General features: G+C 35.4%; 17 protein-coding genes. 5 read left to right on the top strand and 12 right to left on the bottom strand.

Annotation, left to right across the window (positions count from 1 at the left end):
• Nucleotides 1-191 precede the first annotated feature (191 nt).
• Nucleotides 192-407 carry a T9SS type A sorting domain-containing protein gene (locus Q4566_RS17055; RefSeq protein ID WP_368506596.1) on the bottom strand — a complete coding sequence of 72 codons (216 nt, stop codon included), beginning with the start codon at nucleotides 405-407 and terminating at the stop codon, nucleotides 192-194.
• Between the two features lie 257 nt (nucleotides 408-664).
• Here Q4566_RS17055 and Q4566_RS13185 point away from each other — a divergent pair, with 257 nt between their 5' ends.
• From Q4566_RS13185 to Q4566_RS13165, 5 genes are all read left to right on the top strand, one after another.
• On the top strand, nucleotides 665-1030 hold the full coding sequence (locus tag Q4566_RS13185; protein WP_303421949.1) for a hypothetical protein: 366 nt from the start codon (nucleotides 665-667) through the stop codon (nucleotides 1028-1030).
• A gap of 577 nt (nucleotides 1031-1607) precedes the next feature.
• The gene (locus Q4566_RS13180; RefSeq protein ID WP_303421947.1) at nucleotides 1608-2531 is read left to right on the top strand and encodes a hypothetical protein; all 924 of its coding nucleotides are present in this window, start codon (nucleotides 1608-1610) and stop codon (nucleotides 2529-2531) included.
• Nucleotides 2532-4520 carry a TonB-dependent siderophore receptor gene (locus Q4566_RS13175; RefSeq protein ID WP_303421945.1) on the top strand — a complete coding sequence of 663 codons (1989 nt, stop codon included), beginning with the start codon at nucleotides 2532-2534 and terminating at the stop codon, nucleotides 4518-4520.
• A 32-nt stretch (nucleotides 4521-4552) separates the two neighbouring features.
• On the top strand, nucleotides 4553-5425 hold the full coding sequence (locus tag Q4566_RS13170) for an MbnP family protein (RefSeq protein WP_303421943.1): 873 nt from the start codon (nucleotides 4553-4555) through the stop codon (nucleotides 5423-5425).
• A 266-nt stretch (nucleotides 5426-5691) separates the two neighbouring features.
• Nucleotides 5692-6711 (top strand): cytochrome-c peroxidase, encoded by a 1020-nt coding sequence (locus Q4566_RS13165; RefSeq protein WP_303421941.1) that lies wholly within the window; start codon nucleotides 5692-5694, stop codon nucleotides 6709-6711.
• A gap of 155 nt (nucleotides 6712-6866) precedes the next feature.
• On the opposite strand, the gene Q4566_RS13160 is transcribed toward Q4566_RS13165, so the two are convergent.
• The 11 genes from Q4566_RS13160 to Q4566_RS13110 all read right to left on the bottom strand — a co-directional run bounded on the left by Q4566_RS13160 (nucleotide 6867) and on the right by Q4566_RS13110 (nucleotide 21958).
• A complete protein-coding gene (locus tag Q4566_RS13160; protein WP_303421939.1) occupies nucleotides 6867-8156 on the bottom strand; it encodes a phenylacetate--CoA ligase family protein in 1290 nt (429 codons plus the stop codon).
• A complete protein-coding gene (locus Q4566_RS13155; RefSeq protein WP_303421937.1) occupies nucleotides 8153-9817 on the bottom strand; it encodes a C45 family peptidase in 1665 nt (554 codons plus the stop codon). Before Q4566_RS13155 ends, Q4566_RS13160 begins: the two co-directional genes overlap by 4 nt.
• Nucleotides 9810-10685 (bottom strand): cupin-like domain-containing protein, encoded by an 876-nt coding sequence (locus Q4566_RS13150; RefSeq protein ID WP_303421934.1) that lies wholly within the window; start codon nucleotides 10683-10685, stop codon nucleotides 9810-9812. Before Q4566_RS13150 ends, Q4566_RS13155 begins: the two co-directional genes overlap by 8 nt.
• 4 nt (nucleotides 10686-10689) lie before the next feature.
• On the bottom strand, nucleotides 10690-12234 hold the full coding sequence (locus Q4566_RS13145) for an NAD(P)/FAD-dependent oxidoreductase (protein WP_303421932.1): 1545 nt from the start codon (nucleotides 12232-12234) through the stop codon (nucleotides 10690-10692).
• A gap of 3 nt (nucleotides 12235-12237) precedes the next feature.
• Nucleotides 12238-15822, bottom strand: coding sequence for an MMPL family transporter (locus Q4566_RS13140; protein ID WP_303421930.1), 3585 nt, complete (start codon nucleotides 15820-15822; stop codon nucleotides 12238-12240).
• Nucleotides 15823-15910: 88 nt separating this feature from the next.
• Nucleotides 15911-17107, bottom strand: a complete 1197-nt coding sequence (locus Q4566_RS13135; protein ID WP_303421928.1) for a DUF2062 domain-containing protein — start codon at nucleotides 17105-17107, stop codon at nucleotides 15911-15913.
• Between the two features lie 205 nt (nucleotides 17108-17312).
• The gene (locus tag Q4566_RS13130) at nucleotides 17313-17555 is read right to left on the bottom strand and encodes an acyl carrier protein (RefSeq protein WP_303421926.1); all 243 of its coding nucleotides are present in this window, start codon (nucleotides 17553-17555) and stop codon (nucleotides 17313-17315) included.
• 7 nt (nucleotides 17556-17562) lie between these two features.
• Nucleotides 17563-18780, bottom strand: coding sequence for a beta-ketoacyl synthase (locus Q4566_RS13125; protein ID WP_303421924.1), 1218 nt, complete (start codon nucleotides 18778-18780; stop codon nucleotides 17563-17565).
• Nucleotides 18781-18791: 11 nt separating this feature from the next.
• The gene (gene fabG, locus Q4566_RS13120; RefSeq protein ID WP_303421922.1) at nucleotides 18792-19544 is read right to left on the bottom strand and encodes a 3-oxoacyl-ACP reductase FabG; all 753 of its coding nucleotides are present in this window, start codon (nucleotides 19542-19544) and stop codon (nucleotides 18792-18794) included.
• A complete protein-coding gene (gene hutH / locus Q4566_RS13115) occupies nucleotides 19544-21079 on the bottom strand; it encodes a histidine ammonia-lyase (RefSeq protein WP_303421919.1) in 1536 nt (511 codons plus the stop codon). Before hutH ends, fabG begins: the two co-directional genes overlap by 1 nt.
• 279 nt (nucleotides 21080-21358) lie before the next feature.
• Nucleotides 21359-21958 carry a hypothetical protein gene (locus Q4566_RS13110; protein WP_303421917.1) on the bottom strand — a complete coding sequence of 200 codons (600 nt, stop codon included), beginning with the start codon at nucleotides 21956-21958 and terminating at the stop codon, nucleotides 21359-21361.
• Between the last annotated feature and the right edge of the window lie 152 nt (nucleotides 21959-22110).

The raw sequence follows: 22110 nt of genomic DNA, 5'->3' as shown, positions 1-22110 counted from the left end.
CCTTTGTTGAACTAATTAAGTATCTATTTTGACTTTTTTGATTTGAAGTGTATGAGCTTCGTTTTTAATGGCTTACAAATTTGGTGTTGAATGATTATATTCAAGCATAATAAAATCTTATAAATTATGGAATGCCAATATCAACTGAAATTTGTTTGTTTAACTGTGTATTCGGTAACTTGGGATTTATTTTAATTCCCTATTACATAATAACTGCGACTGAAAACTAATTTCTGCTTTTTAATGAATTTTCCAGTGCTATTTTCTTGATCATTTTCAATGCGATATAAATAGATTCTAGCACTTAATTGCGAAATATCCATTTTCGTTCTTTGGTTTAATAAGGATTCTTGTATTAATTGTCCGTTACTATTATGTATAATTCGGAGATAAAAATGAAATGGCACAATTGCTTTCGCAAATGATGTCGTTTTCTGAAAACCTTGATGGTATTCGAGAAGCTTTACAAAACGGATTTCAGAAATAGTATAGATTAAAAAACTTTTTTACATATTCAATTAAACCCTTAAGCTTGTTTTACAATCTTAAGGGTTTTTAGTTTTAAACCTATTAAGCGTCTGCTTTAGTGAGTGTCGTAATTGTAACACCAACCATTAACACTTAATAATTAGGAAGTTTTAAAAAAAAGCTTGAAATTCGCGGCGTGAAAACAGCAACACTTTTTTTTGCCTTATTTCTGCTTTTTAAGCCAGTGCTTCCATTGGTGGAATACGCTGTTTTCTACGATTACATAAAAAATGAACTTTGTGAAAACAAAGAAATAGTTGAAATGCAGTGTAACGGAAAGTGTCACCTAGCTAAAGAAATGGCTAAAGCTTCCGAAGCACCAGATAATGGAAATGATGAAAAACAAATGGCTTTTGAAACCATGGTTGTTTTTTATCAAGACATAGTTACTCAACTGATCACACCATTTGTATTCTTCAATAAAAACACTATATCTACAGATTATAATCTAGAATATTCTTATTTAAATCTAGATTCTGTTTTTCACCCACCTCAAGTTTAATACCAATTTAACTGTATCATGTCGTATTTTTAATTTGAATTATTTTTTGTTCAGATGAAATATAAAATTCAAGCATAGCCTTAGCTACGGTTTTATTTTATATTGAAATATGGGCGAAAAAGAAACAAATTATATGCGACATTATATGGTTAATTTGGTATAACACCCTTTTTTTAGAATAAAGCACTGTTGATTTATATCGATAGCGGTTCGTCTATTTATATTTTTACGGCTGTCTTACTACGCTTACTTCTAAAAACCACAAGTTATTTTCCTTAGTTTGAAACTCTTTTTTAGGTGTTATTCAGTAACTATAAACTGTTTTAAAAGATAAACTTGCGTCAACCTGAACTTGTTTCAGGTTCCAATCACAATTGGTACGCCATATGATAGGATTCTGAAAATATATTCAGAATGACGAACGAAACAATTTTTAAACAGTTGAAGGTTTTTTGGATAGCATATACTAAGATTTCAAAACTAAAAAGAAGCAAACTCTAAGGCCACCTTATGAGGTGATGAACATATAATAAGGCGCTTGTTATGTGTGTAAAACAAGAAAAACAGTTTTTAAATCATGAAATATGCAATCTATTTGCTGCTTGCTATCAGTGCGATGGTAACTGCTTGTACTGTTGAGAAAACAGACTACGAAGCTGAAATCGCTACCGATACCACCGAATACTTCGAGTTTGAAGAAGTAACTACCATAAAAAGTGGTGATTACAATTTGACTATTGAGGCTTTAAACGGTACGCTGTACAAAGGTTATAATGAAATTCACATTAATATAGTGAATGCTCAGACTGATGAGCAGGTAAAAAATGCAGACGTCACTTTTTTACCCATCTTAACAGATGCCAATGGTAATAAGTCTTCTTGTCCGCATGAATACACCTTGAGTTATGATGCGACTAACGATTATTATCTAGGCTACTCTGTTTTTACCGATGAAAGTAGCACAACTTCAAGTTGGGATTTGTATATCGATTTTACAATTAGTAATAATTCGAATGCTTTAGTTGAAAGTGTTTCGGTTGAAGAACAAGTGAATAAAAACCTAAACATGACAGCCTTTACAGGAAATGATAATGTGCAGTATTTTATTGCTTTAGTAGCTCCCCAACGTCCCGATGTGGCTGAAAATGATTTGGTAGCGGGTATTTATAAATACATTGAACCCACGCAAGCTGCTGGTGATTTTCCTGACCCGTCGCAGTTTACTTATGCCGTCGTGAATGACCATACTTTGCTGCTAGACCCAAGAATGCCTGAACCTTCTATGGGGAATCATTCTTCACCTAATAATGAAGATTTGACGCAGCAAAATGACGAACGCTATCACGGGGTGGTGAATTATACCATGACAGGCAATTGGACGCTGAATTTCATTTTTCAGGACGCTAATGGAAAAACCATAAAAGGGACTGAAGTTCCAACAGATTTTACACCAGGTATTGAAGGGGTAAAAAGTGAACTTTATATCGATATCTTATTCTAAATGCGATTATTTACACTTATCATATTATTGGTTTTAGGAACTTGGGCTCATGCCCAGGACAGGCCTGTAGAAAGCGATAGCTTAGATGTGGTCTTAGACGAAGTTTTAATCGTTGCGGCTAAAAAGGCTAAAATTGAAACCGATATGAAAATGGCGGTATCGGTTGATGAATTTTTGGCTTCTTCGGAAAACATCAGTTTCATTAAACGTGGCGCCTATGCTTGGGAACCTTTGCTGAATAATATGAGTTCTGAGCGCTCTATAATAACTATTGATGGCATGCATATTTTTGGTGCTTGTACCGATAAAATGGACCCTGTGACGTCTTATGTTGAAAGCAATAATTTGTCTGATATTGATATCAAATCGGGGCAAGAAGGAAGTTTACAAGGGGCTACGGTAGCCGGAAGTATCGATTTGAAGCGAAAAAGTTCTGCTTTCGGGCGTGCAAAAACATGGGATGGCGCCTATCAAACCGGTTTTGAGTTTAACAATAAGCAGTTTTTTAATTTGGCCAATGCCTCGTATTCAAATGATAAATTGGTGGTTGATGCCAGTATATCACATCGAAAAGCTGATGATTATTATGATGGCAACAACGATGAAGTTGACCATTCGCAATTCACTAAGTTTAATACCTCTTTGGGTCTTGCCTATAAAACCAGTGACTTGTCGTCTTTGCGTGTCGATGCTATTTTTGATAAGGCACAAGATGTGGGCTACCCAGCACTTCCAATGGATTTGTCGCTTTCAAGAGCCCTAATTACCTCGGCTTCTTATAAGCAGTTTTTTGAAAACAAACTCCTAAAGGTTTGGGATTCTAAAGTCTATTATAATGCCGTGGAACACTACATGGATGATACCACGCGCCCTGAAAATTTAGTGCATATGGACATGCCGGGCTGGAGTACCACTTACGGATTGGTTTCAAAAGTAAACCTAAAAAGTGCTAATTATTCGGCCGAAATTCAGCTTAATGCTTATGATAATTTATCTATTGCTGAAATGCGCATGTATCCGCAAGACCGCAATGAACAAACCATGTTCGCTTACAGTTGGCCGTGGGTGACCACACGTTACGTCGGACTTTCAATGAGCAATGCTTTAGATGTTTCTGATAGTAGTGTTTTGAATTTTGGTGGCACCTTGGGTGTGAATTACAACTACTCTAAGTATGTTGAATTCAATAGAATTTTTCATCCAGGCGCTTCACAAGAAAAAACCAGGTTTCTACCGAGTTTGTATGGGAGCTACCAGTGGTATCCTGGGAAATTTGATATTGCTATGGGTGCAGGTTATGGACATCGTGCACCGTCGGTTTCTGAAGGTTATGGCTATTATATCTATAACAGTTTTGACCGCTACGATTATATTGGTGACCCCGATTTAGAAAATGAAATTTCTTATGAAGTGAATGCCAGTGCCGGTTTTACGCATAGTAAAGGTCACGTGAAGGCAAAAGTGAACTATTTCTACATTCAGAATTACATTATTGGTAGAATTTTGAGTGCCGGAAGTCCAATGAATTATCAATCGGTGGGCGTGAAGGGCTATACCTCTTTAGATTTTGCCACATTGTTTAATTTTTCTTTGCAAGCTGATTACCACCTGCTGCACAATTTGCATTGGAATGGGACGCTTACCTATGCCCGTGGCCTTGATGATAATCAGAACAATTTGCCGTTTATTCGTCCGTTGAGCTATCAAACCGCCTTGCATTATAAACTTGGTGATTTCAGGCTTCAAGCCGAATTAAACGGTGATGCCATGCAAGTGAATTACAGTCCGGAATACGGTGAAGACGAAACACCGTCTTACACCAATTTAAATGTTTCAGCAGATTATAGTTTTTACATCAATAATTACAAAACAGTCGTTCAAATAGGTGCCGAAAATGTTTTCAACACCTATTACAGCACCTATGCCGACTGGGGGAATATCCCAAGAATGGGACGTAATATTTTTACGTCTTTAAAAATAAATTTATAACAATTAATACAAACCATTAAATACAAAAAACAATGAAAACACAAACCTTAGAAAACATGAAAAAATTCCTTTTATTACCTGCTATCGCTTTAGCCTTTGTATCATGTAGTGATGACGATGTGCCTGTGGCTAACGATGTAACCTTAGAGTTCAATAACACCTTTAATGGTAAAACTATCGTACTTGGTGATGCGACTAGTTCAGATGCTACGATTAATACTTCCGTAGAAGGTCAAGTACACCATTTTTCAGAATTAAAATATGTGATAAGCAATATCATTTTAGTTAAAGAAGATGGTACTGAAATTCCGTATAACGTGAACGATTTAGATGAAGGGGCTACCGTAATTGACCAATCTAAAGAAGAAACTTTAGAATATGTTTTAAACGATATTCCAACGGATGATTATGCTCAAATTATTTTCGGATTAGGGGTGCGTTCAGATTTAAACACTTTAGATGAGGTAAGCAATCCAGGATTTTACGCCGAAGCAGGAGCAAACGATACTCAAATGCACTGGGAATGGGGGACAGGCTACCGTTTTACAAAAATTGAAGGATTTTATGATACCGATAATAAAGCACTGTCTTTTCACTCAGGAAGTACGGTTAAAGCTTCTGAAGATGACGAAAACATTAACGTGCCAGGATTTGATGCCTACAGAGAAATTACTTTAGATTTACCTGCAATGGCTAAAGTTGGTGAACACAGTCCTAAAATTGTTATTGAAGCTGATTTTGATCATTTATTAAGCGGAAAAACAAACAAAATTTTACTAGATGATTCCAATGCTACGCCTAGCGCGCACACTTCGGTTTCTATGTCTCAATATGTAGATAATATCGGTGGAAACGGTTCTTCTGATATCACAGGGATGTTCTCTGTTTCAGAAGTAGAAAACTAAAATTATTGAGGTTAGTAGTTAGTCGAATTTATAGTGGGATGTCAAATCAAATGCAGTTGTGATTGGGTTTTTGATTCCGAAGCGTTCTCGATGGCGCAATCATTGATGTGATAAGACCCTTCAGGTTTTTGAAACCTGAAAGGTCTGCAAAGCAAAAATTCGAACATCGAGTTAATGCTGTTACTAATCCCGCTGGCGCTTTAACATTCAACAAAATACCAACTAACTACTAACCTTAATTTTAAACCCTAAAGCTTTTATTTCCAATGAAGAATTTAATCAGAAGCCTTTTTGTTTTTGCTTTGCTTGCCGCTTGTAGCCGTGAGGATACGGTTCTTATTTCATATGAAAATCCGGAGCTAGAGCTAGAGGTGCCTTTTGGTTTTCCGGAGTTTAATAATTCGGTTTACACCAACAAACCCACTAAATATGGTGTGGCATTGGGAGAGAAGTTGTTTCAGGATACTAGGCTCAGTGCCGATAATAGTGTTTCCTGCGCGAGTTGTCACATTCAAGAACATGCTTTTGCGGATCGTAATGCTAAAGGGATTGGTATTGAAGGTCGCATCGGACTCCGAAATACACCGCCTGTGCAAAATATGGCCTTTATGAAGGTGTTTAATTGGGATGGTAACATTCGTGTGTTAGAAAACCAGCCACTGGTACCCATAATCACACATTTTGAAATGGATTCTTCCATTTTAGAAGTGATAGGGAAGCTTGAAGAAGACCCTGAATATATTGAATTATTCAACAAAGCATTTAATGGCGAAGGTATTACCGCCGATGGTATTTACAACAGTATTGCACAATTTGAATACACCTTAATTTCTGCTAATAGCAAGTACGATAAAGTAATTCGAGAAGCAGGGGAGACCTTTACGGAAACTGAAGCTTTGGGCTATCAAGTTTTTCAGGATAAATGTGTGAGCTGTCACAGTACCGAGTTATTTACCGATCAGAGTTTTAGAAACATTGGGTTTCCTTTAAACTCAGACCATGAAGAGGCGGGTAGAAGCCGTGTGACAGGTGCCGTAGAAGATTTTATGCGTTTTCGAGTGCCTTCATTACGCAATATTGCACACACCGAACCTTACGGTAGTTTCGGACAGTTTGAAACCTTAAGAGCTGTTCTTGATTATTTTGATAATGGTGTTTTAGAAGCCGATAACCTAGATCCTATTTTAAAAGAGAATAACAACCGTATTCCGCTTTCTGAAACTGAAAAAGATCAGTTGATGGCCTTTATGCATACCTTAAGTGATTCCGAATTTATCGGAAAATGATTTCTAAATTTGAATCTTTAGTAGCATGTCAAATCGAGCGCAGTCGAGATTGCTTTTTTTGACATCGAAACGTTCTCGACTGCGCTCGAACTGACAACAGTGAATGTTTAACACATTTAGCTACTGAGCACGGAAATTTTAAACTAACAAAAACACTAATTCCTACGATCAATAACCATTAAAGGTTTTCTGCTCATTTTCGGAAATTGAATCTTTTGAATTTCTTTTCTATCACAAAATTCTATTTTAGGAAGTACCCTTAGTTTGGCTCTAAAATGATCTTTTATATGCTGTAAAAAGTGATCGGTTGGGTTAGAAGTGGCTATTTTAAGAAGGATTTCATCGGTACCAATGCTGTTGTGTGAAATCTCGATGATGTACGATTCAATCTCGTTAAAATCATTCAGAATGTTATGCATGGCTGGTGGATACAAGGTGGTGCCCTTATACTTTATCATTTGTTTCTTTCTACCAATTACTGGTCCTAGACGTGTGGTGTTTCTGCCGCAGCTGCACTTTTCGTGATGTGCTTTTACAATGTCACCGGTTTTAAATCGGAGTAATGGCATGCCTTCAACCCCTAAAGTCGTAATCGTCAATTCACCAGATTCGTCGGGAGCTACAGGTTGATTGTTTTCATCAAGAATTTCAATGATAATCAATTCCGGATGGTGATGACCGCCTTGTTGCGCCTCACATTCGGTAAAAGCGGTGTTCATTTCTGTAGAGGCATAGGTTGAAAACAACTCAATATTCCACTTTTCTTTAATTTTTTTAGATAAGATATTTAATGAAAAATCTTGCTCTCTCAGCGATTCGCCAATGCAAATAGCGCCTTTTACAGAAGAAGCATTTAAATCGATGCCGTGCTGTTCGGCATGTTCTATAAGTTTTAGTAAAAATGACGGAACCGCAATGACGTAGGTAGGTTTGAATTTTTTTATAGAATCCCATTGCAATTCAGGAATGCCGTTTCCTACTCTAATGATTCCAGCTCCAAGTTCTCGCGCGCCTAAAAAATAGGCTAACCCTGCCATAAAACGTCTGTCTATGGTAGTCATGAGCTGAATGACATCTTCCTGCTTAACACCAGCACAGGCAAAAGAAATGGCTTCATTATGCGCCAAACGGTTTAAATCGTTATCTGTTAAGGCAAAAGTAACGGGCTCGCCTAAAGTTCCAGATGTGGTTACGTAGTCGATAATTTTATGTCTTGGTACACAAATAAAGTCTTCGTTAAATTGTTGTAAATCGTCCTTCGTTGTTGTTGGAATAACAGCTAAATCTTCTAACGTATTGATGCTGTTAATATCTATGTTTTCTGTTTCAAAAAGACGCTTATAGAACGTAGAATGTGTGTTTAAATAGCTAAGAAGTATTTTTAATTGCACTTCTTGAAAAGCCTTTATCTCGGCGGTAGATGCTTTTTCTATATCTGGAATCATAAACGTAATTTTCTTTTTAATTTTTTAATGTAGCCTGCAACACTTTCACGGTCTGGAACCGTAGTGATTTCTTTGGTTTGGGCTGTCTCAAAAGCTTCGAGTGCTGCTGTATAATAACCATTATTGTAATTGTACAAACCTACTAAATAATATGCTTCCCAAAATTCTGGATTTGCAGCTTTTATTTGCTTGAGTACCACATCGTCAAGTTGTTTTTTGTTGTTTATTGCACTAATGACTTGGGATCTAAGTTTGCGATAGCTTTGATAATTTTTATAAGCTTCGGTGAACTGAAACGGGTCTTTTTCAATGGTTAAAGCGGTATTTGAAAAATCTGTTTTCTGTGGATTATTAAAAATATTGTTTAGATTATAAGCTACAAATTCTCCCAATTGATAGGGGTTTGAAGATACCCAAACTAAGCGTTGCTCAGGTTTAAAAACCACCGCATGATGTGCTAATAACTGGTTTAGTGCTTTTTCGTTTCCGTAGCCTATCGTTTTACCATTGAGGCCTTTTTTATTTCTTAGAATGTCTACCGCTATTTGTGGTGTTATTTTTGTTTGTTTATTTAGAAGTTCCTCCATGCGCTGGTATCGGTACATGGAATGACTTTCAGTAATATGTTTCTGGTTGTTTTTGTCTTCCGCGTAAGCGTTACTTTGAAAGTGATTCGAACAAATTAACTGATTAGTATTCTCCACTTCATAAACCCCAAAATTATCTGGAGACACCTCAATAATCACGGCTTTATTGTCTTTTGCACTGCCTACAAAAATAGACTCTGAAACAAAAACTTCACGTTTCTTTGCAATGGCAATGGCTTCTTCAATGTTTGTGGCGTATTGTAAAATTTCTCGGTTAACTATGGAAATTGGTGTTTTTGCTATTAAGGGTACTTTTGATTTTCCTGCGTTAATGGTTACGGTTAAACCATGTTCGTTCATGCCTGAAACCACGCCAATCATGCCCGCCCAAGACACCGACATGAATTTATAGCCAGTCGTGGGACTTATAAAACTGACAATCTTATCTTTTGAAAAATCATCTCCAGCGTAAAAATCGAAATTTCTACCAATAATTAAACTGCCGTCTTCAGATTTATCGCCCCAAGCAGCAAATGAAGAGCAGCCCACTAAAGCGAGATCTTGTAAGGCATGACCTATATCATGCGCACCGTGAAAGTATAGCCCTCTAAGATAGCTGTTTGCAAAGGGTGTTTGATCGGTTATGGCGTATTTTGAGAGGCCGTAAATTTCTGTTTTATATTCATTAGGAACATGTAAATACATTTTACGGTTGTACCAGGATAAAAAATGACGTAAAAATTTCTGACTGTTTTCTGAAGGCACTAAATCATCAATTTTAGATAAGAAATAGCGCTCTTGGTTTTGAAATAATTCTTTGGTGAGGCTTCCTGTAATTAATCCGCGTTCATAAGGATCGCCTTCAACATAAAGCTCCCACAGGCCTTGTTTGTTTTTGTTAAGCGAATTGTTGCCTAAAACAAAGCTTGAATCGTTTGATTGTGTGCGTTTTGGGATGGAGTCGTTGTAAGCACTAACGTTTGGTACATCTTGCAATGAGTTTGATATGCCACATGAAGCCAATACAAGGAAAATGATGCTATACAAAAGGGCTTTAAAAGTCGTTTTAGGCATTTTTCCTTATCGTTTTATCTGCTTTCTTCACGGCAAGTTCCTCTTTGTAATTTAACCATTTCTGCCCATAAAAACGGCGCATACCATTATCAAAATGACGCATAATGAAGACGTTGTACATCATGGTTAAAAATTTCTTTGGGCGCTTGGGTAGCGCTCTTAGCGTCATTGAAAATCCGCCATCTAAATATTTTATGTAATGCCAGTAACCACTTGGCATATAAAGTGCATCGCCATGTTTCATTTCGGCATGGATGCCTTCGGCGAATTGTAAAGCGGGATATTTATCAAAATCTGGATCATCCATGTCGATTTTATCCAAATTATGAATGGAAAAAGGCACTTGATATAGATATTTCGATTGCTCTGGCGAAAATAGGGTTACACTTTTATGGCCGTGAAAATGAAAGTGCATGCTATCTGGTAGGTCAATATCATAATGCATAAAAACTTTAGAGTCGCCGCCTCCAAAAAATAGTGCCGGTAAGCGTTTAAAGAATTTCAACCCAATATCTGGATACTTAAAGTCTTTAAGCAGCTCGGGCATGCTGTCTAAAATATTATAAAAGAAAATGCGTAAATCGGTCGGTTCTGTTTTTAGCAGTTCAATATAATCGTAGAGCTTTATTTTTTTAACCGGGGCGTAAACACTTTGTTTCCCAGTTGCAGGTTTGTTGTTGTATAATGGTACGATTTGATCGCCCGCACGTTTTTGAATATAGTCTAAATTCCACTTTTTAAAAGCAGGCCAATCGGAGGTTAGGTTTTCGATTAAAACAGGGCGCTGAGGTTTGTAATAGTGTTCAATAAAGTCTGCTTTACTAATACTTTTAACTCTGGTGATTGGCGTTGTTTTAAATTGTCCCATGCCATTAACTTAAAGTGTTATCTTCAATTTTATTTGCTTCCTGTATCTTGCTTATTAGGGTTTCCATACCAACGATTTCCGAACTGGTTAGTACCGCTCCAATAGTAACGCCTAAAATACCATGCATATTTAAACTTTGTCCCGTTAATAATAGATTTTTAATCTTTGTTCTTGGCGATACAAATGATTTTAACGGGTTGTTGGCGTCCTTAACATAACCATACATGGAACCATTATGAGAACCAATGTAATCTCTGTACGATAGTGGGGTTGAGGTGTAAGTTTCTTGAATACATGCTCTAATATTTGGGAATTTCTTCTCTAATTCACAAATGAGTATCTCTGCTTTTTCTGCTTTAAATTGTTCGTAAGTTTGGCCTCGGTCATTTTTGTTAACCACCGTATTTGTGGTGTTTGCCCAAGGTTCGACCTCTTCGTAACGCATATAAGTTAAAACGGTTAAACTATCACCATAAACGTCTGTTTTTTTGTTGATTCCCATGGAAATCATATAACTATCTGGCCAACTTGCATTGGTGTAGTCTTGGCTCTTCCAGACCATTTCTTCGTTTTTAAAATGGTAGAAATTACAATTTTGGTATTTAAACGTATTGGGTTTTAAAACAATATAAAGGCTAAAACCCGCAATAACCGGTTCTATATTTTTAATGCGATTGGCATAAACCTTTCTAAATTGATCTTCGCCAACCATTTGAATCGTTAGTTTGGGTTCAATGTTAGAAATAAATAGATCGCCAGAAATGGTATCTCCTTTTTTTGTAATAACTGATGTTATTTTTTTGTCTTCACAATTAAACTTTACGACTTCTTGATGGTTATAAGCTTCACCATTGTTTTCTTTCAACCTTCTAATTAAAAGTTTGGAGATTTGACTGCCACCATTAATACATCTGTAGGAACTCTCAATAAAGGAGTTTATGGATAAGGCGTGTACGTAAAACGGTGTGCGATAAGAATCGCCAGCATATAAAAAGTTTGAACCCGCAAGCACCGCACGTAATTTTTCGTTGGTGGTGATGGAATCGATATAATCTTTGGCCTTAAGGCTGAAAATATCTGAGTTTTCATGGTAAGGTTTACCAAGTTTTAAACGATATAACGGAAATTTTCCGCAAAAGGCTTTTAGTTTATCGCAATAGGCTGTAATGGCTTTTTCTTCATCCGGAAATTGAGCCACCAATTGTTCGATGAATTTGTCATATCCTTGAGCGTGTTTGTATTCGGTGGGATCATTATCAAAAGTCACGATATCAAAGCCATCTTCATCTAATTTTTTCAGCTTTAAATCATCCATAATACCGAGATAATTAAAATACTGATATAAGTTCTGGCCTTCACTCAAGCCTCCTATATAATGAACGCCTGTATCGAAAATGGTTTTATCGCGAACAAAGGTTTGTAAGTTACCACCGTATTGATTGTTTTTTTCTAAAACACAAACCTTATAACCTTCTTTTGCTAGAATGTTAGCAGAAACCAAACCACCTAATCCACTTCCAATAATGACAATATCGTAATGTGATTTCATTTATTATTCTACTGTTTTGCTTAAGATTATAACGCTATTGTTTTGATAGCTAGGTTGAAAGCCCTGATTACACATGTTTGAAATATCTAGGAACCTGCTTTCTTTTAATAATATAATTTGATTTACCGTGTTAAGAAAGGGCTTTAAAATCGCTTCATCATGTATTTGGCTCGTGTTTAAAATTAAAACATTTGCTGGATTTACCACTAAGGCTTCAATACTTTCTACACAGGTTATATGTCGTGTATTGGTAATGTAGCTGTTTTTAACTAAGGTCCTATCGTTTTGATTTTCAATATAAGAAATGATCTTTCTATCTACGCCATGTAATGCTAATAAAAAGTCAAGTTGACCGGAATCATTGGAGATATGCGCAATGCTGTCTTTGTCGCCAACAGCATCTAATATGGTTTGGTAGTTGTCCTTGTTGGTGTTAATATCTTCGCGTACTTTTTTGTATAACGCTTGGCCATTATATCTGTAATCGTCTAAAAGTATTTTATGAAAGTAGGTTGGGCCTTCTTTTTCTTTTCTTAAGTTGTTAAATTCACTTCTAAAGTAAGCGCCAATACCTTTGGCACGTTGCGAATAGTTTTTTCCAAAACGCGTATCGTTTGGTGAAATTCTATCTAAAATCTTCAAGGTAATCTGGCCATCTCTAATCATAGATTCTCCTTTGGGAATAATCTCTGAATTCCCATGAATAAGTACAGGAATAATATCTAAATTAAATTGTTCCGCGAGATAGAAAGCGCCTTTATGGAAGCGTTTAATTTTGTGAGTTTTAGACCGTGTCCCTTCCGGGAAAGCCATTAAGGTGTAACCTTGATCTACTTTTTTCTGCAAGTGATCTAATCCGTTATCAATACCATTTGATACCGGATAAAAACCAGCCAGTTGTACGGCTTTTCCAAAAACAGGTGAATTATAAACCCAATCGTTTACTAAAAATATAATTTTTGGATGCAGCATTCCGATGGCTAAAATGTCTAAAAATGAGGTGTGATTCGCGATGATAATGCCTTGTTTTTTGAAATCTTCTTGGTTAAGATTAATCACTTTCTTGCCTAAGAAAAGCTGTGTATAAAGTACCGATTTCATGAATTTTGAAATGAGCACATGAAACCAGTTCATTTTTGTTTTCTTCGGAAGGGGAATAATTCTCAAGATCGTTACACTGAAAAGTGATAGTAATAGTCCGCCTAAGCCAAAATAGGTAAATGATACAATGGAATAAAGAAAAACGCGTAAAGACACCGGGCGTTTATTTTTACTGCCTATAAATAATTTAAATAATAAGGGCTGAATTGTAAAAGCCACAAGTACCGCAGATAAAATGCCTATCAAACTTACTAGCGATATGGAATGCAGCGCCGGATGTTTAGCAAAAATTAAAACACCTACGCCTAAAATAGTGGTAATTACAGAAAGTAAAATAGATGTTTTATGTGTGGTTAAAGCTTTTTCACCGGTACGGTATTCATGCAGTAATCCGTTGGTGATAAAAATGCTGTAATCGATACCTAAACCAAAAATAAAGGTTGAAATGATAATATTAAAAATATTAAATTCAATATGAAACAGCCCCATAACCCCGATGGTTAACAACCAAGTAAGGCAAATAGGCAAACTTGTAACCAAGGTAAGTGAAAAGCTTTTGTAGAATAAAAACAGTAGTACTAAAACCGCAATTAATGAATAGCCAATAAGCTTGTTAAAGTCACTTTTTAGATGCCCTAAAAAGGTTTCATTTATTTGCTTTCTATCGATTAGGAGTACTTGGTCTTGGTTTTTAAAGGCTTCTAATATGGTAGCTTCATCTTCAACTTTCACCAAAGTAGTTATGGTTGTAAAATCATCTTTTGTTGAAATGTAATCATCAACCGAAATTGATTTTAAAGCTTTATAATCTTGGCTTTTTAAGCTGTTGAAATCTTGATCGAGTAAATTGTAAAACGCACTAAAAGTTTTGGGTTTAAAACCTAAGGTGTTACCACTTTCAATAATGTTGTTTTTTGTGTTTTCAATGGTTTCAATATCCCAGAAGGCATGCCATTTAGCAATTTTATGGTTTTGTTGCTTTTCGGAATGTACTAAAGTGCCTACCGAACTGTAGTTGAGAATGTCCTGATTGCTTTTTAAAGTTTTAAGTTTCTTTAAAATGGCGTCATTAACTTGAAGTGTTTTTTCTTCGGAATTGCCATAGGCAGCGATATAAATAGATTTAGAGCTGCTGTTTATAAGTTTGTCTAAACGTAACTCGGCAGATTTTAAATGATCTGGTAGGTAGTTTAACTGACTAATATCATTGTTGAATTTTAGACTGTTGTAGGTGAATAGGCTCCCAATACAAAGTAAAACCAAGCCAATAATAGCCCATTTTTTTTGATGCAGATTATAAGAGGCAATCTTATCCAGCAAGGTGTTTTTCTTAACTTTTTTAGTTGATTTTTTATATACATGCGGAATAAAAAGCAAAGCAAAAATTGAAGAGCCCATGACACTTATTGCGGTAAAAAGTCCTAAATCTTGTAGCGCCTGAGAGTTTATAAAGAGTAAGCATAAAAAAGCCAAAGCCGTGGTTAAACTACTCATTAAAATAGGCTTCGAAATTTCTTTATATAAGTTTTTTACATGATTATGGCTTCGAAGATGCGTTAATATGTGTAAGGAATAATCTAAAGTCACACCTAGAAGTACCGACCCAATACCTAACGAAATCGCTGATATTTTTTCTCGAACCAAAAACAAAATAACAATGGCTAATAATCCGCCAAAAATTGTTGGAATGAATAAAATAATAGGAATGGTTAACTTTCTATAGAATACGATGAAAATAAGCAGTAAAACAGTTAACGCAATGCTAACAGTAAGCTGAATGTCTTTTTTAATTTGATTGGCGTTAGCGACTGCGATTAGGGTTCCACCGTAGTATTCGCTATTTACTTTGCCTTTAAAAGCAGTATTCAATTTAGAATTAGTAGCATATAAATTTTCGACAAATTGCGTGTTTTGTGATGTTTCGCTGGCATCTAAAACTGGCGTGATAAACAATAAAATATGCGATTTGTCTTTACTTACTAGAAAACCGTTTTCTAGAGTGAAATCTTCACCAAAACTTAAATCTTGTAATTTCTTTAAAGCAATAAATGAAATACCCAAGGGGTCTTTTAATATGAAGTCTTTGGCTATAATTCCGGAAGGCGCAATTAAGGTTTTATAATTGTTTAAAGTTATGGCATCTATGCTGTCTTTGCCAATTTTGTTTGTGATACTTTCGTAATCTGAATCTTCTAGAAATAAAGGCAGATTCTCATAAACGAAATTTATGGTATGCTGCATTTCAGCTTGTTCTACCTGACCTTGAATGTGCTTGATGTAATCTCCTGAATTTTGAGATATACTGTCTATAAATTGTGAGGCGTATTGGGTTAAATCATCAACGGAAGCATCGGGAGATTTTGTAATATTCACGATAATTTTATCCGTGAAATTTACATTTTTTAAAACCTTTTGGGCTTCAGAGTTTTCAGTGGTACTTGGGATAAGTTTTGTGATGTCCTCTTCAAATTCAATTTTAGAAGCCATGAAAATTAAGCAGGAGAAAATAAGAATCAATAACCCAAAACCTAATGGTTTTCTCGTGAGGAAGTAGGTGTGTATGTTAAAAAATAAATTATGCATTTACTGCTGGTACTTTTTTCTTTTGAAACACCGAAAAAAGCAAATAACTTAAAGGACCTACGATTAATGCGGCTATTGTGGCCAGACTAAAACTTCCAACAATATAGGTTTTAAGGTGTTTTAATACTTCAAAATCTGTGGTGATTTCTTTAAGGTTAAAGGTTTCATTTTGTCCTAAGATAAGGTTGCCTAACACAACGCTTAAAAAAACAATAAAAGGAATAAATGGTGGAATACTTATGTTAGAAAAAGCGAATGCTATCGCTTTGTTTAATTTAAAAATGACCGCTAAAAAAATAGTGAGTGCAGAGTGGAAGCCCCACAGAGGGGTAAGTCCAATAAAAACACCTAAAGTTAGGGATAAGGCTTTTTTTCTTGGCGAGTCGTTATGACTTAACAAATCTTCTGTTAGAAAACGCTTAACGCCTTTTTTTTTTAATTTTCTGAATAAATCTCTAGGTTTTATGTAAAGAAAGGTAATGATCACAAACCAAGTATTTAAAATGCTTATACGTGTAAAATCTTTAAACGGGCGGAAGTGCGATACGCGCTCTGCCTCATCGTATAGAATGTTTATTGGAATGTTTTTTACATCAATCCCGTTCCAAGCGGCTCTTACAATAATTTCAATTTCAAATTCAAATTTAGACGTATAAAATGTTAGATCTTTAAGTTGGTGAATCGGGTAGAGTCTGAATCCAGATTGGGTGTCTTGAAGTTCAATGCCTGTTTCTAGTTTGTACCAAAAGTTAGAAAACTTATTTCCGAAGCTGCTTTTTTTAGGCACGCTTTTCTGATTCATGTTTCGTGCGCCTATTAACAAGAGATTTTTGTTTTCTGCTTTCTCTAAGGTTTCTATAAACACAGGAATGTCTTCTGGGAAATGCTGCCCATCCGAATCAATAGTAATGGCATATTTATAACCCAAACGTAAAGCTTCTTTAAAACCAGCACGTAAGGCTTGACCTTTGCCTTTATTTTCAGTAAAATGAATTTGTTGTACCTCTGGATATTGTTGAAGAATACTTGATGTGGCATCGGTTGCTCCATCGTTCACTATAATAATACTTTTAGTATGTTCTAAAACACCTTTAATAACCTGCTGTAATGTCTTTTGGTTATTATAAGTTGGTATAATAACGCAACAAGATAAAGTGGTTGATGTATTATGTGTTAGGGTCTCCTTCATTGTTGGTTGACATTTGATTTATCCAGCGAAATCAAATCAATATTTTATACAAATATACTATTACATTTTAAAGCATTCGAGCTCTGCGTAAATTTAGTAATATAATAAAAAAAGCATCTATCGTGACAATAGATGCTTTTCTGTATTTCATTTTAAGGTTAATGTGACTTTCTAACTGCGTTTAGTTAAAAAATTCAGCTAAAACCTAGCTTAATTTATTTTCAATAAGATCGTAAAAATCCTGAAGTGTATCTACGTTTATAAAATCGTCACTCACCAATTTTACACCAAAATTTGATTCAATAGCCACGACTAAATCTACAAAATCTAAACTATCAAGTTCAAGGGTTTCCTTAAGATTTGCTTCAGGTAATATGTCTTCCGATTCAACTTCAAACTCATCAACAAGAAAGTTGTTTATTTTTTCAATAATAACTCCTTTTTCCATCTCTGTATTACAATTTTTTTATTATTAATGCTGAATTTGTTCCTCCAAAACCAAAGGAATTCGACAAAAATACATCAATTTTTTTATCTAGCGTTTTGCTTACTAAATTTAATTTACTGGCGTCCTCATCAGGATTTTCTAAATTAATATTAGGTGCAACAAACGAGTTTTGCATCATAAGCATCGAGTAAATCACTTCGCTTGCTCCAGCCATCCAACATTCATGTCCGGTCATGGATTTTGTAGAACTCACATGTGGGCCATTTTCACCAAAAACATCAAAAATAGCTTTCGCTTCATTGCTATCTCCAACCGGTGTAGAAGTGGCATGTGCGTTTACGTAATCGATGCTATCAGCAGGAATATTTGCTTGAGCAAGGGCTTTTTTCATAGCACGTGCAGGGCCTTCCACATTAGGTGTGGAAATATGCTCGCCATTAGAAGAAAAACCATAACCTACAATTTCAGCTAAAATAGGAGCACCACGTTTAACCGCAGATTCATAACTTTCAACAATAAGTGTTGCGCCACCACCACTAGGTACTAAACCATCGCGGTTTTTATCGAATGGTCGTGAAGCTTTACCTGGTTCATCGGTATTTACAGAAAACACCCCTAAGCCATCAAAACTACCCATGGCCAGTTCGTTAATTTCTTGAGCGCCACCACAAATAATACAGTCTTGTAGTTCGCTTTTTATAAGTTGGTACGCCATACCAATAGCATGAGAGCCACTAGCACAAGCGGCACTAACTGTAAAATTGATGCCTGTTAACTTGAATATGGTTGAAAGGTTCATGGTAATAGAGGAGTTCATGCCTCTAAAAATAGCCCCTGAGCCTACTAAATTGGTGTCTTTTTTCTCTCTTATTAAATCAGCCGATTCTATAATCGATTTCGCTGTACTATCGTTTCCGTAGAGGATACCCACTTCGTGTTTGTCTAGATAGTCTTGCGTTATTTTTGCGTTATCTAAGGCTTCCTTGGTGGCTACATAAGCATAAACACCTTCTTCGCCTAAGCTAATACGTTGTCTTCTTCCAAGCTGCTTTTTTAGGTCTGGCGTATCCACCATACCAGTTAAACAGGAGCGATAACCGTAGGGTTTTCTTTTGTCATCATAGATAATTCCTGAAGTGCCATTGTATAAAGATGTCTTTACCTCTTCTAGATTTTTCCCGATGCAGGAATAAATTCCCATGCCTGTTATAACAACTCTTCTCATATTTTACTTGTTTAGGAGTAAATACCGCCGTTAATATTAATAACCTCTCCTGTAATGTAAGAAGCTTTTTTAGAAGCTAAAAAGGATACTAAATGTGCGACCTCTTCAGCATCTCCAAAACGGTTGGCTGGCACTAATTTTTTTAATTCTTTTTCATTTAATTCTCCCGTCATATCTGTTTTAATAAACCCTGGTGCCACAGCGTTTACGGTAATATTTCTTTTTGCAATTTCTTGAGCTAATGCTTTGGTTGCTGAAATTACAGCACCTTTTGCGGCAGAATAATTGGTTTGTCCAGGTGTGCCTTTTAGTCCGGAAACCGAAACTAAATTAATGATACGACCATATTTGTTGACTAATAATTTCTGAATAAGGTGATTGGTTACATTAAAGAAACCGTTAAGACTGGTGTTTATCACATCATTCCAATCTTCTGGTTTCATCCACATAAACAAGCCATCTTTTGTAATGCCTGCATTGTTTACAATCACTTCTATAATTGCCTCTTTGTTGTTTTCTTGCCAAGCGTCTAAAGCTTGAGCAACTTCTGAAAGATTAGAGACATTAAATCCTAATATTTCGCCTTTTCCTCCAGCTTCTTCAACAGATTTTAAAGTTTCTAAAGCAGCTTCCTTATTGCTGTTGTAATTTATAATGATGTGGTAATCGGAATCTTTTGCCAGTTGAATACAAATGGCCTTACCGATACCTCTAGATCCTCCTGTTACTAATGCGTATTTTGTCATATCATTCTTCTCTTTCATTATACGATATTATTTTCATGATTCATAATAAATGCTTTAACTTCATTTACATAAGGATACATGATAATATCTTCTTTAAATGCAGGAACTATTTTTCTAATGGCTTCGTATGCTTTTTTAGTTTTTGAAGAAATTTTGTCCTGAACGTCTAAAAATTCAATGGCTTGAACAATTGTAATTAATTCGATAGCCATAACCTCATAAGCATTTTCAACCACCTTTTTAGTGATTAGCGCTGCATTGGTACCCATACTTACAATATCTTGATTATCGTTATTGTTAGGGATACTATGTACATACATTGGGTTAGAAAGCGTTTGGTTTTCAGCTGTTGTTGAGGTTGCTGTAAATTGAACACCTTGCATACCAAAGTTTAAACCTAAAGTTCCTAAGTTAACAAATGCTGGTAGGGTATTGTTAAGATTTGGGTTTAATAAATAGTTAAGTTGACGTTCGGCAAGCATACTCATTTTAGTTACTACCAGTTTTAGCTTGTCCATTTCTAAAGACACATAATCGCCGTGAAAGTTTCCACCGTGGTACACGTGTTGTTTTTCAACACTAACAATCGGGTTATCGTTTGCTGAATTGACTTCTTCCATTAAAATGCGTTCCACATCATTTAGGGTATCTAAAACTGGTCCTAAAATTTGAGGCACACAACGGATCGAGTAATATTCTTGAACTTTCTCTTCAAAAATTTTAACGTCAGGGTTTTTATTGTACAGGAACTCTTCACGTTTTCTTGTTAGTTGACTATCGCTTAAATGATTTCTCATCAATTTAGCGATTTCACGTTGTCCTTTATGTTTTTTTGATTGGTTTAATTCTAATGATAAATGATCATCGTACGCCTGCATGATTTCGTTAATTGCAGACGAACATAAAATCCCCCAATTTAATAATCGTCTTGTATTTATCGTATTTACAATACCAATTCCCGTCATGACAGAAGTACCATTCATTAAGGCTAAACCTTCGCGTAAAACCACAGAAATAGGTTTTAAGTTTTCAATTTCGAAAACGTCTTTGGTTGGTGTTAATTCACCTTTGTAAATCACTTCACCTTCACCTATTAAAACAAGCGCTAAATGTGCTAATTGTACTAAATCGCCACTAGCACCAACACCACCATGCTCGTAAATTAACGGAATAATATTTCTGTTAATCAGTTGATTCATTAATTCGATAACCGATTTATGAACCCCAGAATGCCCTAATGATAAGGTGTTTAAACGGGCAAGCATTGCTGCTTTTACGTATTGTGGGGGTATAATATTTCCTGTGCCTGAAGCGTGACTTCTAATTAAATTGTATTGTAGTTTTATACGATCGGCATCGTTAATTTTGTATTGAGCCATGGGGCCAAACCCAGTGTTTACGCCGTATATGGTTTTGTTTTCCGAAAAATCTTTTAAAAAGTTAAAACTATTTTCTATGGTTTGATAAACACTCGCATCAATTTCTAAAGGGTTGTTTTCAAAAATAATCTTATAAAATTCTTCAATCCTAAGTGTACCATCTAGTTTTAACATCTATCTTGTTTTTGTGCGTAAAATAATCTTTTAATAACGGCCTGTAAAGTAGTTATTTTGGTGTGCAAATTTAGAATAATAAATGATTTTATACTAGGAAGATTTATAGAGTCTAAAAAGTAAGCGATTGCGACACCTTTTTTCGTAAGAAAAACATAGGGGCTGTATGTGAAAAACTATTTATTATTTGAATAGTTTTCTAATTAAAAAGCATTGATTAAATACCCTAAAACGGTTTAACCAATGCTATATTTGTATGTTTTGTAATTCTAAAGTGAATTAGATGACTTTATTTATTTTTTTAGCAAATTCTTTTGCAAGCTTGGCATAAGCTTCAGAAATACGGTATCCAGAGTTGAAATCGTAACCACCAGCACCGTTTCCTTCAACTTTAGTGATGTCTGCCGAGAATAACACGTCACTAGGGTTGTTAGTTTCATAAACTGAAATAGTGGCTTCAATTTTTGCATTTTGGCGCATAACCCCTACGTTATATCCTGCATACATCATGGTTGTTTTTACAAGCATGGTATACTGGGCTTCGGTGTCTTTAGCTACCTTTACTTCGCCATCATCAAATCTCTTATTGAAAGATTCAATAAATTTTGGTTCGTATCTGTCTGGTCTATCTGCAAACCAAGATTTTTTAAATACTTCTCCAGCTCCAGCTTCTTTTTCTTCTCTTTTAGCCATTTTATCTTCTAGAAAAGCTTCTTCAGAGTCGTATTTCGGAATTTCTAGGTTGCTGTAATCGAAAGTTAGTGCGTAAGCTTTTATATCTTTTAAATCTTTAAAACTTCCTGTTTCCACTTTTATTTTTTGGGAATAGGCAAAGGATGCAAATAAACAGATTACAATAATGGTTACATTTTTTCTCATGACTTTGTTTTGGTTTAAATGGTTAGTGGGGCTAATATATAGAAATAAGCGTACGAACTCTCTTAAATAATGTGTTTTAAATACATGACATGGTATGTCGTATAAATAAACCTTTATCAAGTGTAAATTTAGGGTATAGCAATAACATAGAT

It is taken from the genome of Tamlana sp. 2_MG-2023 (genome assembly GCF_030548465.1).
Taxonomy (GTDB): Bacteria; Bacteroidota; Bacteroidia; order Flavobacteriales; family Flavobacteriaceae; genus Pseudotamlana.
The sequence above is the reverse complement of the archived record's forward strand: the minus strand, read 5'-3'. Positions and strand labels throughout refer to the sequence as shown.